We start from the raw sequence: 12,478 nt of genomic DNA, 5'->3' as shown, positions 1-12,478 counted from the left end.
GATTGATTCAGTATAGCATATGAGAAGTTTTATTTGTCAAAATTCGATAGGATGCATAGATGACGAAGACAGATAAAGGGAAGGATACCTGTAGGAGAAAAATTCTGAACTGCGATTTTCTATCATTACTGAGAAGAGTTTGAAATCAAACCATACCATCTCCCCATCTTCGCCCAAAACTCAAATCTCTGGAGTGCAAATACATACCATGTCCGATCAATCGCACCTGGAGTCGGTTGTAGAGGGTAGTAACCAGCCGGACTACTCAGCAGTAGATCTCCCCTCGAAAGACCGGAGGGAGTACAGTTATCTCGAGCGCCGCGCGGAGCTGTTACAACTCATTGAAGAGGCAGGCGAACCAGCGGCGTTGAACCAGACACAGCTCGCCGACGACTACGGTGTCTCCCAACAGCAGATCAGCAAGGACCTCGACCGACTGGCAGGCCACATCCATAACAGAATGATCGATCGCGATCGGCGGGCGTTCATCGTCGAAAGTGTGGTCCGCCGGTCGATCCGAGGACTACTGGATGAAGAGAAGTACCGGAAGGCGGCGCAGACCGCCACCGAGTACGACGAGTGGATCACGGAATTCCACGATATCGATGAGCTACACGCCCGACTCGATCGACTCGAGACAGAAGAGGAGCTTCCGGAGGGAACAGAATGACCCGGAGATCGAAGCGTGAAATAGAACGCCGACTCGAGTCTCTCGAAACTCAACCACAGGATCCCAACGGGTGGCGCGCACAGTTCGGCCTCCCATCGGACGCAGGTTACGTAGAGGGGTGGAGGGCGTACATGCAGGGCAGAGGTGACCGGGAAGCACGTCTTGTCTTCTTCACAGAATTCAATGACGAGGATAGATAGTTGAGGGCAGGGAAATTGCAGGATGATCTATGGATAACGATAGTATTCCGACGACCGTGGTGAGGCGGGTCGTACGCGCAGCCTTGTCGTTGGGATGGCTCCTACGCTGCTCTTGAGGTCAGTACTTCTCAAGCTTCTGTGTACGCGATCGCCTGCTGAGTACATGATCAAGGCTCTACGGATCCAATTGCGACCGCTTCGGGTGCGTTCGTTCTTCTCGACACCTCACTCCTTCGGGGAGCACAAAAACCGGCGGCTGGAGTTGTCCATGTCGGCGGGCCGCGCCGCTGTCTACCGATACCGCAGTCGTCCCTTATGTAACGAGTGGTCATCCGGGGATGCTCGTGTGTTACATAAGGGACGCCGGGGCCACGATTGCCGACTCGCCACCCTGCTGGAGTGCTTGACCGAGACTGAGGTCCGATCCCAACATTGACGTCACCGTCGGGCGCTCGCTCACCTGCTGGGAGCCGGGGACGCCGGACTGGTAGAGAGCCTCGACGCCGTCGACCGGCTGGAACGAACCCGGCGCAGCCTCAACGCTGTAGTCGTCGGGTCCGGCGGCGAACACGTCCCCCACGTGATCGAAGTCGGCAGCCGCCCGATGGGAGACTCATCGGGATACTCGGGGTTGTCCTCGGCGCTAGTGGTCTTGATGTACGCCGTCCACTTGCTATGGGGGTTAGTAATCAAACCCATACCCGGGTTTGTATACTCTCCGGTGGCTGTCAGAAATGCCGTGCAAGATACAGAGCATGTAGTCAGCAGGCCATAGCTGAAGCACCCTTCTATTCTTTGCTAAAGACACGAAACAGAAGGAACCGATTCAATGCCAGGGACGATGTGCCGGAATGGCCGTTTTTGGCTCATCGCACGTACGACTTCAGACAGTAATTACAATTTTCGCCCAGTAATTTGACTATTGTTCACCATACTAGACTCCTTAGGGAATTTGACAGAACCCGGGTTTTGTGCAGTAGATTCGTATTCATAGATTTTCCGTAAATGGCATCCGATACATCAGTGATTCTGATTCGTACCGTTCCTGTTTTGGGTGCGCTCGTCGCTCTCCTCGTCGGGGTCGAGCAAGAACCGTCCCAGCACTTCCGGGAGCGTGGGGTCGTCGGTCCGATCGACGTACCTCTCGACGCGCTCGACAAGGCGCTCGCGCGCGACCACGCTCACCGTGGGTCACCTCCCTGGTCGTCGGCGGCGTCCTCTACGTGCCGGAGCCGCTCGCGGGGATACGTGTAGGTCCGAAGCTCGTGGTCGGCCGCAATCCCGGCGAGCGCCTCGGAGTCGGCCTCGCGCCACTCCGCGGCCTCGTCGGACTCCCCCGCGAACGCAACCGTCGCGATCGGTCCAGAAGCCCCGTACTCGGGATTCAGGTCAGCGACCGACGGCGACCCGTCGAGTTCGTCGAGTACGTTGAGGAGGAGCGGCGGATTCAGTGCCGTCGCCGAGGAGCGTACGCGCGCGCCGGTCTGGCGACGAGCGAAGTGGTGGCTGTTCGGGACGCCGGCGGATGAGACAGACGCGTGAGCGTCGTCCTCTCGCAGCGGCACGCGCCGCCGCCGCGCCGCCCGACCGCCTCATTCTTACCAACAATTCGAACCGGCATTAGTCTGGAAGCGTTGGTAAGAAACGAATCAGCCCCCGTCGGTCCGGCCGAGGAACTCCCAGTCACGATCGGCCCCGGACCCGGTGACGAGCCAGTCGTAGGGGCCGTGCGGACAGCCGTCGCAGTCCTTGCCGCATAGTTGAAGCTTCGAGACGACCACGCCGGTTTCCTCGCTGTCCTCGTCGACGTCGACCACGAGCTCGTCCTCCTCGTCGATCTCGACCGGTTGCGCGTCGCGGTGGTCGGCGAGATCCTCACACCACGCGGCGATCGCGCGGAGCGTCTCGCTGTCCTGTCGGGCGATCGGTTCGTGGACGTACGCCGCGAGATCGGCGGGCGGTGCGGGTTCGGGGGCGTCGGGGTCGAGTGCAGTCCGGTTCATCTCTTACCAACAATCACAACGGCTACCGTCTTAATTGTGTTGGTAAGAACGAAAGCAGGCGTGCGGTCGGCGCGGCCGGCCGATCGCCGCGGTCCGATGTTGCGGGATCGATCCCACAATTACGCGCCGAAGTTGTGGGGCGCGGTCGACAACGAACAGCGGCCGCTGAGCCTTGGAGGGTGCTGCGAGAGGGGGTCGCCCCCGGCGCGGTGATCGCCGGGACCGTAACCTCGATCACTCGCGCACGTTAACGTCTATCGACACGTCGTACTCGACGTCGACCACGTACATCGAGAGGATCTCGGCGAGTTCCTTGGTCATGTCCTCGTGCTCAACGGCCCTCGCGAGCGCCGGCAGCATCGCCTGGGTGAACTCACACGAGGCTTCGACCGCGCCGACGCGCGTGTTCTCACCGAGTGCGTCACGATTCGCGGATGCACCGCTTTGCCGTTTCGAGTGAGTGGCCTGGGTGCGGGAGCTCTCCGGGCGCGAACTCGCTCATGTGCGAACTCACTCGTGTGTCCTCTGCGGCCGACCACAGCAAAGAACTTCCCTACTTCGCGCCGCTCGACACGCCCCACTTTGGCGAGGAGACGGGACCGGCGGTAAGCGGTGTCTCGGTCGCATCCGACTCTTCTCGGCGGTCGTTGCTTCCCTCAGCAGCGTCGAGCGTCCCGGTGGACTCCTCTACCTGGATAGTTCTCCGCGAACCGCTTGGTTTCCTCATCGCGTGTGTCGTTCGCCATTGCTACACTCGAAACGTGGTTGTCGCGCGCCACCTTATCTCCTCAGCGGACCGATCGAGTCCCAAGGCGTAGTGACGATCGCCGCGGCACTCAAGCCCACTGGGACCGTGTTACTCTTGCTTAGAGAGCTAAGCACGAGTAAAATCGCGACGGATCAAGCGGGAGGCCGTTTTGGGTCTGTGCAGCCGCTTATGTTGACCGCTCTCATTCCTTGCTCTCGTAGGAGTTCGCGGGTTCAAATCCTGTCCCTCGCAATCTCTCAGAGATCCTGGCCCGGTTGACCAGTAGATCCATGGAGTCGTTGGAATAGATTTGCGCTCTTGTGAAGGAGATTGTTGGTGGAGTAGCCGCGGCTGAGAAAGCATAGCGGGCAAGGGTGACGCTCCCGCGTCACCCGGCAGGATGTTCCCATTTACTGCACTGAGTACGGAGGAGAGCGCTGCGGACCTGTTGGAGCAGGTCCGCTGGCGCGACGGCCTCCAGTGCCCGCGCTGCCGATCCTCATCAGTGATCAAGTACGGCAGCTACAGAGCCTTTCAGCGGTATCTGTGTAAGGATTGTGACCGCACGTTCAACGACAAGACCCGCACGATCTTCGCGCAAAATTTAGTCATCAAGATAATTTCTGAATATGAGGAGCAAGGAAGTTCTCGATCCACGAGACGGCGAAACTCATTCGATTAGTAAGGCTCTCGAACAGATCTGCGACGAGAGCGCGGAATTCCTCCGCGCTCTCGACGATGAGCGGTGATGCTTCCCATCGTAGACTCTTCCAGACCGGCTCGATCGGGTTCAGATCCGGCGAGCCAACAGGAAGGAACACGAGATCGATTCCAAGCTGATGTGCGCGCCTGCGCGTGTACGGGCAGATGTGCGATGAGAAGTTGTCCAAGACGAGCAGAATCCGCTTGCCCGGATTCTGCTCGCGGACTCGTTCGAGGCAGTCACAGATCTGTTCTTTCTCCTGGTTTTCGGGGAAGCTCACCACGCTCTCACCGTTGAGAGCGTAGAAGCCGACCGTTGGTTCGTCGTGACGAACCAGCGGTCGAGTGATGTGCGGGTCATCGACGTAGTACAGCCGCTGTGAGTTGTCCCAAGGCTGTGGCTGGGATGTATCGAAAAAGCCGAGGACAGTTCCGCCGTCCGTGCAGATATCGTCGTTGACGACCCAGCCTTCCTCGTCATCACCGTCCTGTTTGTTGTGTGGCTCATCGGTGTCTTCGTCGAACGCGTCTCCGACGTGTTCTTCGAGAATCTCCTCGGCGTTCTCGGGACGAGAGGGGCGCTTTGTTCGTGGTATCGCGCGTGAGAGACCGAGCTTTTTGAGGAATTTTCCGAGGTAGACTGGATGGTACTCTACGTCGAACTCTTCATTGAGAAGGTACTGAACCTCCTGTGATTTCCAGGGCTGGCCCTCTCGGAGGAGTTCGAGCAACTCTTCTTGCTCGTCCTCGCCGAGCTTCGGGGGCCTGCCGGCCCCGAAGTTCGGCGTGAGGAGTCCGAGGCCGCCCTCGTTCCAGCGACGTGCCCACCGGCTGCTGGTTGATTGGGACTTGCCGACGCGGTTGGCAGCTTCCTCTAGAATGTCGCCCTCGTAGAGATTTTTGACGAAGGTGAGACGGCGGACGATTTTGTCATCGTCCGCCTCGGAGAGCAATCGGTCAAGGTCTTCCTCGCTCAGGTGCCGCACGATCTCGATACGACGGTCGCCACTCATTGCTCACCGATCCCATCCTACACCCATAACTTCCGCTAGGGACTAACGCGAAGATCGCGCTCGATGAGTGGCTCTTCGCGATCTACGCGTTCGTTCGGTTCAACACCAGTATTCGCCAACTCACGGCTGAACTCGACCTCTCGTACAAGACGCTCCACCGCCGTGTCGAGTGCTTCGCCAAAGCACTCGACGCGCCTTCAATCGAGTTGCGCGGTCCCGTCGAGATCGACGAACTATACGTCTCAGCTGGGATGAAGGGCCGCGAGCGCGACCGTCCGTCGCGCTCGCGAGGCCTTTCCACGCGCGGGCGTGGAACCTACGAGGGTGACAAACCGCCAGTGTTCACCCTTGTTGACCGCGGAACTGGAAGTCGGTACGTCGTGCCGGCGAAGTCAGCGGACGAATCAACGGTTCGACTCCTTCTCGCGAACCGCGAGAAGGAGCCATTATCGGTCTATACCGATGGGTTTCGGGCGTATGATCCGCTGGATGACGACGAGCGGTTTCACCGCGAGTCGGTCATCCACGCGAACAACGAGTACGTCGATGGCGACGTTCATGTAAACACCTGCGAAAGCCACGGATCGCTGGTGCGATCGTGGCTCTCGCCTCATCGAGGCGTTTCAAAGGACAAGCTCACGCACTATCTGAGAGCGTTTCAGCTACGAAGACGAATCTACCGCAAACCTGGCCGCGAAGCCCTAAGACACGTTCTTCGGAAGGTGCTTTGACTCACCAACAATGTGATTCACAAGAGCGTAGATTTGTCTGAGACGAGTCTGTTTTCCAAATGGGTATGGCGTCTTTGCCCTACTGAAAATCACTACAGCAAACATTTATAATGGAACTTTTCGAAGTCGATGTCGCTGGGTGTGGCATCGGTTACTGTACCATGGTACCTTCCATTCCATACCTGGCTTTGGAATCACGATTCCCCGTGTTTCGTATGATGACTGCCCTCCACTACAATTATTCAGAGGAATGATTAGTCGAACCATCGATGGACAATTTTCTCCAATTGATTCTATCACCTTTTGTCTCAGTTCGCCTGACAGCTGAGTGCTCAGTGAACTCCCCCTGTTGATCGCGTTGTGCTGGTGGGTCGTCCCCTGGTCGTTGATCAATGTACGAATGTGGGTGGTGTAGCGGACCATTTCGAGACGTATTGCTGACAGAGGGGCACTCCGGCGTGATACTTGCTTCACCGCTGACTTAGCGTCAATATATTCACCCATGGTTCTCCCCGTAGGCGGTGTCGAATTGAGATGTGAGATTATATTGCTATAGGGATCCACGGAAGTGCTCATATACTCAAAGACAGAGATATTGATACACTCCTGGTGGACTGATCGATTCGAGTGCTGACCAAACTGCTGATCGAATCTTAGCACAAGTACCGAAGTAGCGGTTTCCGAGAACGAGTTTGAGCCGCCGCCAGTATTCTTCAGTCGGATTCAGGTCTGGTGATCCCGTCGGGAAGTACACCAACTCGATCGGTTCCTCGGCTACGAAGTCCTTCACCGCTCTGGCGGTGAAGTACGTCGCCTGATCCAACAACACAACCAGCTTCTCACCGAACTTCGTTTGGAGGTGCTCCAAAAAGCGGATCGTCACCTTGCCGGTGAACGATCCGCCACACTCCAGCACCGTCGTTTCACCGTACTCCGTCACTGCTCCAAGGAAATTTACGCCTTCGCGAGAGACCGACACGCCCACGGTCGGCCTCTCGCCAACTGGGAACCACGCCGCGTAGAGGTCTGCACCAACCGCTTTGCGGGTCTGATCAATCGTGACGACTGTCGCGTCCTCGTCACGGTAGCCTACTTTTTTTCGACTGTCTCTTCGAACTCTTCACGCTCCTCTTCGTCGGCAGACGCTGGTTCTGGCCGGGGTCTCTTCGGTGAGACCCCGGTCTTGTGCATCAATCGGCGGACGTGGCGGCGGGAGAAGCCGATGTCGAATGCTTCGATGAGATAGTGTTGGGCGAGAGCTGTACTCCATGCTGCTGGGGCATCGTATCCGGTTTCTTCAGGCAATTCGTGGAGGACAGCGGTGAATTGCTCGAACTGTTGGTTGCTGAGTTCTGAGGGGCGTCCGGGACGGGAATCATCGTAGAGCGCGGCGTCGAAGCCGCGCTCTTCGAAGCGATCGAGCCAGTTGTAGACGGTCTGGCGATCCCACCTGTACTTCGTTTCGATCTCACCGCCAGAGAGCCCTTCCAGATATTCGCGAGCGGCGGTGAGACGTTTGATCGCCTTCGGATCGGTCTCGTCCGCGAGTTGCTCGCGGACTCGACCCTTCGTCAGGTCGGGGATCTTGGTTCTCTTCTTGCCCATACCAGTATCTGCTTCGCTACTGTGTCAAGACTTCCGGCTTAGGGTATATTCTCTGAACGCCTCTATTTATCCATGACGAAGCGTGGAGACAAGCTGGCGGGGGTGAGCACGGCTCACCTCCACCAGCGGTTCATTGAGGAAACCGACCCAAAGGCGGTCAAGCGTCTGACTGCGGCGTTAGAATACAAATTGGGACTCTCACCGGCAAAGATTGAAGCGAAATACGGAGTGCCCGAACAGACCGTCTACGACTGGCACGATCGGTTCGCGGAGCGCGGCATCGATGCCGCGCTTCATGATACCCCACGCCCCGGTCGACCACGATTGCTGAGCCGTGAGAACCACCAACGCTTCGTGGCTGCGGTGAACGCTGTGCCGACCGAAGTCGGGTACGACGCGCCGGCGTGGTCGCCGGCGCTCGCACGCACGTCTCTGGAGGAGACCTTTGATATCACCTAACCTCAAAGCACTGCCGACGACTGCTCCACGAGGCCGGGCTGTCCGTCCAGACAGCCCGGCCGATCCACTACAAGGCCGATCCCGAGGTACAACGAAGGTGGCGCGCGGAGTTCAAAAAAGTGGCCGACGCTGAAGGCTGAGGGCTATCGCATCGTCGCCATCGATCAGCACATGCAGACGGTTGCCACCGAGCAAAAACGTGGCTGGTTCCCGGTGAACTCACGCCCGAGACCGGCAGTCTCGGGCGTTCGCAAGCGTATGAACATGCTGGGTGCGGTCACCGACGATGGCGACCGATTCGTTGCTCTCACACCGAACCAGTTCAACGCTGAGGTCGCCAAGCACTTTATCGAGCGATACAACAAGATTCGGTGAGAAGCTGGTGATCGTCTTGGACAACGCCCGCTACTTCATCGCGAAGACGCTGAAGAAGCAGGCCGTCCGAGGCGGCCTGCTTCTGGAATTCTTGCCGCCACATTCGCCGGAACTGAATCCGCTCGAAAACTGCTGGCGGCAGCTGAGAGAAGCTCAAGCCAACTGGCTGTTTCGAACGCTCGACGACGTCAAGACATATCTCGCAACGACGCTGCCAGCGCTCAACTCGCCGCAGATCTATGAGTACCTCTGTTGATCCCTATAGAACGCGACTAGCAGCCGCGCGTCGTCGGTCCCGATCGACGTAGCGTACGACGGCGGGAGCGACGCGGTTTCGGTCAAGATGACCGCGAATAGTGGGTAGTGGAACGCGATCAGCTCCTATGACTTCACCGCCGGAACTGGAGAATTGGTCACGATTTGAAACGACGGAACGAGCGGGTACGTCATCGCTGACGCCGTGCGATTCGAGAAGTAATCGCCTCGTCCGCGTCTCTGGTGTTCGCCCATGAACACGACGTGATGCTGACACCGAAAATTTTATTTATGATAGTTGTGTGCCGTGAAGTGGCATGCAAGCTACGGCCTTGCCGGTGCCAGGGATGTAATCATGAACGGTAACGAGAGCGATGCGAGGGGTACCGATACACCGATCGAGCGGCGCAGCCTGCTGAAACTCCTGTCCGCGGGCGCGGTGTACCCGTTCGTTCAAACGGGGGCCGCGGCGACTAACGAGGTAGTTCTGGACAATCCAGATGCGACCACGTCAGGGACGTGGACGAGTTCGACCTTCAGGAGCGGTTACTACGGCAGCGACTACATCTATGCGAACGACGGCAGTGGCGGCAGCACCGCGCGCTACACGCCCGACCTGCCCGCCGACGGCGAGTACGAGATCTACGTGCAGGTTCCCGAAGGGAACGAAGACTCGGGCACTCGAGCGCCCTATACGGTGAGTCACTCAGAAGAAAGCCAGACGATTGACTTCGATCAGAACGTTTCTGGTGGGCAGTGGTACCAACTCAGCAGTTCGGCGTTCCCGTTCGCCGCGGGAACGAACGGGTATGTTGAGGTGTCGAACGACGACGTCGGCGCCAAGTACGTCTTCGCCGACGGGATCAAGTTCGTCCAGCGGGCGGTCACCCTGGACAATCCAGATGCGACCACGTCAGGGACGTGGACGAGTTCGACCTTCAGGAGCGGTTACTACGGCAGCGACTACATCTATGCGAACGACGGTAGTGGCGGCAGCACCGCGCGCTACACGCCCGACTTGCCCGCCGACGGCGAGTACGAGATCTACGTGCAGGTTCCCGAAGGGAACGAAGACTCGGGCACTCGAGCGCCCTATACGGTGAGTTACGACGGAGGGACGCAGACCGTCGACTTCGACCAGAACGTCAAAGGCAGCCAGTGGCATCGACTCGGGAGTTCGTCGTTCACGTTTACGTCGGGAACGAACGGGTATGTTGAGGTGTCGAACGACGACGTCGGCGCCAAGTACGTCTTTGCGGACGGCGTGAAGTTCGAGAAGGTCGTCCCAGCCGAGATCCCGAGGGGGTTGACCGTGCAGGCCGACGACGGGCGCACGTACCTGGAGTGGGACAATGTCGCCGGCGTGACGTACAACCTCAAGCGGGCGACATCGAGCGAGGGACCGTACCAGACCATCGCGTCGAACATATCGAACCCGCTCGGCATCGGCGACGCGCCCGCGTCGATGTACTACGTCGACGAGGGCGTCTCGAACGGCACCACCTACTACTACACCGTGAGCGCCAATACGAGTACTGACGAGAGCGGTAACGCGAGCGAAGCGTCGGCGACACCCACGCAAGCACCGCCGCGAGCCTCACCCAAGGCACTCAGGGCGAGGTCCAGGGACGGCGCGGTTGACCTCTCCTGGCGGTCGGTGAGCGGCGCAACGTCGTACGAGGTTCACCGCTCGACGACGAGTGGCGGGTCGTACTCACAGATCGACACCACGTCATCGACGATCTACACGGACACCGGCGTCTCGAACGGCACGACCTACCACTACGTCGTTTACCCGGTCAACGGCGCCGGCATGGGGTCGCTGTCCTCGTTCCAGGCGAACGCCGCGCCGCGGACGACGGCCGATCTGCTCTACGACGACGGCGACGCGACGCTGAGCGGGACGTGGGATACCAGCGAGTACAATCCGGGCTTCTTCGGACAGGGATATCGAACCGCGAATTCCGGGTCGGGCGGGGCGACCGCCCGCTGGGAACCAACTCTGTCCTCGCAGGGCGACTACAGTGTCTGGGTGTACTTGCCCCATGGCTCCTCGTCGTACGCGAGCGCTGCGCCGTACGCGATCGACCACGCGAACGGGTCTGACACCGTCAGGGTCGATATTCGGGGAGCACAGGAGGACTGGCAGCAACTCGGCTCCAGCACGTACACGTTCTCGCCGGGCAGCGGCCACGGCGTCGAACTGTCGAACGACGCCGACGGCTACGTTGTCGCCGATGCGATCCGGTTTGTCCCGGCGAGCGAGACGCCGAACGTCGAGTTCGGCGTCGACTGGGACGACCCCCGACAGCACATCGAGGGAATGGGCTGTGAGATACAGTTCGACTGCATCGGCGCGAACAACGACATGTCGTCGTGTACCGACGAACGCGTCCCGGAGGCCCTCTCGGATAGTGAAGCGCAACGCTGGTACTCTGAGATGCTGAGCAATTTCCGGCACGTCCGGCTGGCAATGGGGCTCTACCTCCGCGGGACGGACTCGCAGGAGCGGCTGCTGGAGGGACGGTACGCGGGCCAGATCGCCGACATCGCCGAGACGGTCCAGCAGTCGGGGACGAAGGTCATGCCGACCTACTGGTCGCCAACGCCCTACTTCAAGAGCAGCGACGACTACCTCTACGAGGGGCTCGAATCCACATCAACGACAGCGCTGGCGGACATGGCCGACGCCATGGTTACGGACATGCAGATGCTGGACCAGAACGGCATCGACGCCTCCATCTGGTCGCTCCAGAACGAACCCCACGTCAAGGGCGGGGGATACTCGAAGTGCGGGTACGGTAACGGGGAGTACGCCGACGCGCTCCACGTCGTCGGTCAACGCATTCGTTCAGAGTTCCCATCGGTGCGAATCCACGGCCCCGACCACAACACGGGATCCGTCCCGTCGGACGGGTTGAGCGATGCGGTCCGCTCCAACCCGGAGGCGCTCGAACTGATCGATATGTGGTCCTGGCACGCGCTCACCTCGTCGGGCAACCCGGATTCGTTCGTTGGTACGTCGAGCCTCGGCGACGAGGCGCTGGGGCGGCCGGTGATCAACACTGAGTTCGAGTACCTCGGCGGCAACACAAACTTCACCCACACGGCGAAGATGGTCATGAACCACTTCGTCTACATGGATTCGCCGACGTTCTTCTGGCTCCACGCGCTGAAGCCAACGACTGTCGCCAACGACGAATCCGGCTACGGCTACTCGCTCGGCTGGTTCCGCCCGCCAAGCGATTCAGACAGTTCGGACGACGGCATTGACGTCGACGTCGGTGAGTGGACCTATAATGACGTCAATTGGAACGGCATCGTGCCGTTCGTCGAACTGATCCCCCACGACTCGGTGCGCTACTCCGTCCTCGGCGACGACGCCGACGACACCACTCGAGTCGCGATGGCGTGGGAAGCGCCGAACGGCGATCGCGGTCTCGCGCTCCTGAACGACAGCGGCTCAACCAAGTCGTTCGACATCGATCTCGGCGGGTCGATGACGCTCTCCGGCCAGTCGTTCAGCGAGTCCGAGCGGTTCACCGACCTCGGGAGCATGACCACGTCGACGCTCTCCGTCGATGTCGACCCGCACACCCTCGAAGTCTGGACCGAATAACGACTCTCGATTAATTTTTGTTGGAACGCTTTGGCTGAGCGTTGGAATTAATCGTCTGTAAGCAACCGGTAGCGGTGACAAAAACGCCTCGAAAGTCC

12 protein-coding genes and 3 pseudogenes are annotated in these 12,478 nt (G+C 59.3%); 8 read left to right on the top strand and 7 right to left on the bottom strand.

The features are described from left to right. The first annotated feature begins 208 nt into the window (after window positions 1–208). Complete coding sequence (locus TX76_RS17745; protein ID WP_154019102.1) at window positions 209–670, top strand: hypothetical protein; 462 nt, start codon at window positions 209–211, stop codon at window positions 668–670. Window positions 671–1,219: 549 nt separating this feature from the next. On the opposite strand, the gene TX76_RS15070 is transcribed toward TX76_RS17745, so the two are convergent. The 5 genes and pseudogenes from TX76_RS15070 to TX76_RS18760 all read right to left on the bottom strand — a co-directional run. Beyond that, window positions 1,220–1,450: a hypothetical protein gene (locus TX76_RS15070; RefSeq protein WP_049903562.1), complete on the bottom strand. Its 231-nt coding sequence runs from the start codon at window positions 1,448–1,450 to the stop codon at window positions 1,220–1,222. A gap of 440 nt (window positions 1,451–1,890) precedes the next feature. Continuing rightward, on the bottom strand, window positions 1,891–2,055 hold the full coding sequence (locus TX76_RS17740; protein ID WP_154019101.1) for a hypothetical protein: 165 nt from the start codon (window positions 2,053–2,055) through the stop codon (window positions 1,891–1,893). After that, the gene (locus TX76_RS15065; RefSeq protein WP_049903561.1) at window positions 2,052–2,435 is read right to left on the bottom strand and encodes a hypothetical protein; all 384 of its coding nucleotides are present in this window, start codon (window positions 2,433–2,435) and stop codon (window positions 2,052–2,054) included. The genes TX76_RS17740 and TX76_RS15065 overlap by 4 nt, the downstream gene beginning before the upstream one ends. Window positions 2,436–2,519: 84 nt before the next feature. Beyond that, the gene (locus tag TX76_RS15060) at window positions 2,520–2,873 is read right to left on the bottom strand and encodes a hypothetical protein (RefSeq protein ID WP_049903559.1); all 354 of its coding nucleotides are present in this window, start codon (window positions 2,871–2,873) and stop codon (window positions 2,520–2,522) included. Between the two features lie 234 nt (window positions 2,874–3,107). Beyond that, window positions 3,108–3,323, bottom strand: a pseudogene (locus TX76_RS18760) (DUF7692 domain-containing protein); the annotation flags it as partial. A gap of 698 nt (window positions 3,324–4,021) precedes the next feature. On the opposite strand from TX76_RS18760, the pseudogene TX76_RS17255 reads away from it, so the two are divergent. Continuing rightward, window positions 4,022–4,219: pseudogene (locus TX76_RS17255) on the top strand (transposase); the annotation flags it as partial. Window positions 4,220–4,232: 13 nt separating this feature from the next. Here TX76_RS17255 and TX76_RS15050 read toward each other — a convergent pair. Beyond that, a complete protein-coding gene (locus TX76_RS15050; protein WP_049903557.1) occupies window positions 4,233–5,336 on the bottom strand; it encodes an IS630 family transposase in 1,104 nt (367 codons plus the stop codon). A gap of 44 nt (window positions 5,337–5,380) precedes the next feature. Here TX76_RS15050 and TX76_RS17250 point away from each other — a divergent pair. Beyond that, window positions 5,381–6,067 (top strand): annotated as a pseudogene (locus TX76_RS17250) (IS1595 family transposase); the annotation flags it as partial. Window positions 6,068–6,647: 580 nt separating this feature from the next. Here TX76_RS17250 and TX76_RS17245 read toward each other — a convergent pair. Then, window positions 6,648–7,672 (bottom strand): IS630 family transposase gene (locus TX76_RS17245; RefSeq protein WP_154019100.1). Its coding sequence is split into 2 segments (ribosomal slippage): window positions 6,648–7,175 and window positions 7,178–7,672, totalling 1,023 coding nucleotides; the frame shifts between segments, so codons are not numbered across the junction. A 72-nt stretch (window positions 7,673–7,744) separates the two neighbouring features. Here TX76_RS17245 and TX76_RS15035 point away from each other — a divergent pair. From TX76_RS15035 to TX76_RS15025, 5 genes are all read left to right on the top strand, one after another. Continuing rightward, the gene (locus tag TX76_RS15035; protein ID WP_228842400.1) at window positions 7,745–8,131 is read left to right on the top strand and encodes a helix-turn-helix domain-containing protein; all 387 of its coding nucleotides are present in this window, start codon (window positions 7,745–7,747) and stop codon (window positions 8,129–8,131) included. A 20-nt stretch (window positions 8,132–8,151) separates the two neighbouring features. Further along, a complete protein-coding gene (locus tag TX76_RS18695; protein ID WP_394295445.1) occupies window positions 8,152–8,271 on the top strand; it encodes a winged helix-turn-helix domain-containing protein in 120 nt (39 codons plus the stop codon). After that, on the top strand, window positions 8,261–8,506 hold the full coding sequence (locus tag TX76_RS18540; RefSeq protein ID WP_394295444.1) for a transposase: 246 nt from the start codon (window positions 8,261–8,263) through the stop codon (window positions 8,504–8,506). The genes TX76_RS18695 and TX76_RS18540 overlap by 11 nt, the downstream gene beginning before the upstream one ends. A gap of 7 nt (window positions 8,507–8,513) precedes the next feature. Next, on the top strand, window positions 8,514–8,762 hold the full coding sequence (locus tag TX76_RS18535; protein ID WP_195156076.1) for a transposase: 249 nt from the start codon (window positions 8,514–8,516) through the stop codon (window positions 8,760–8,762). Window positions 8,763–9,116: 354 nt separating this feature from the next. Further along, window positions 9,117–12,380: a golvesin C-terminal-like domain-containing protein gene (locus TX76_RS15025; RefSeq protein ID WP_049903552.1), complete on the top strand. Its 3,264-nt coding sequence runs from the start codon at window positions 9,117–9,119 to the stop codon at window positions 12,378–12,380. The last annotated feature ends 98 nt before the right edge of the window (window positions 12,381–12,478 follow it).

Origin of the sequence: Halococcus agarilyticus (assembly GCF_000334895.1) — an archaeon.
GTDB classification, from domain to species: Archaea; Halobacteriota; Halobacteria; order Halobacteriales; family Halococcaceae; genus Halococcus; species Halococcus agarilyticus.
Note: the sequence above shows the minus strand (reverse complement) of the source record. Positions and strands in the feature narration are given on the sequence as shown.

What these genes read in the sequence shown, in the direction of transcription:
- TX76_RS15060 (WP_049903559.1), bottom strand. Translation starts at nt 2,873, where the DNA reads ATGAACCGGACTGCACTCGACCCCGACGCCCCCGAACCCGCACCGCCC.
- TX76_RS15025 (WP_049903552.1), top strand. Translation starts at nt 9,117, where the DNA reads ATGAACGGTAACGAGAGCGATGCGAGGGGTACCGATACACCGATCGAG.
- TX76_RS15050 (WP_049903557.1), bottom strand. Translation starts at nt 5,336, where the DNA reads ATGAGTGGCGACCGTCGTATCGAGATCGTGCGGCACCTGAGCGAGGAA.
- TX76_RS17745 (WP_154019102.1), top strand. Translation starts at nt 209, where the DNA reads ATGTCCGATCAATCGCACCTGGAGTCGGTTGTAGAGGGTAGTAACCAG.
- TX76_RS15035 (WP_228842400.1), top strand. Translation starts at nt 7,745, where the DNA reads ATGACGAAGCGTGGAGACAAGCTGGCGGGGGTGAGCACGGCTCACCTC.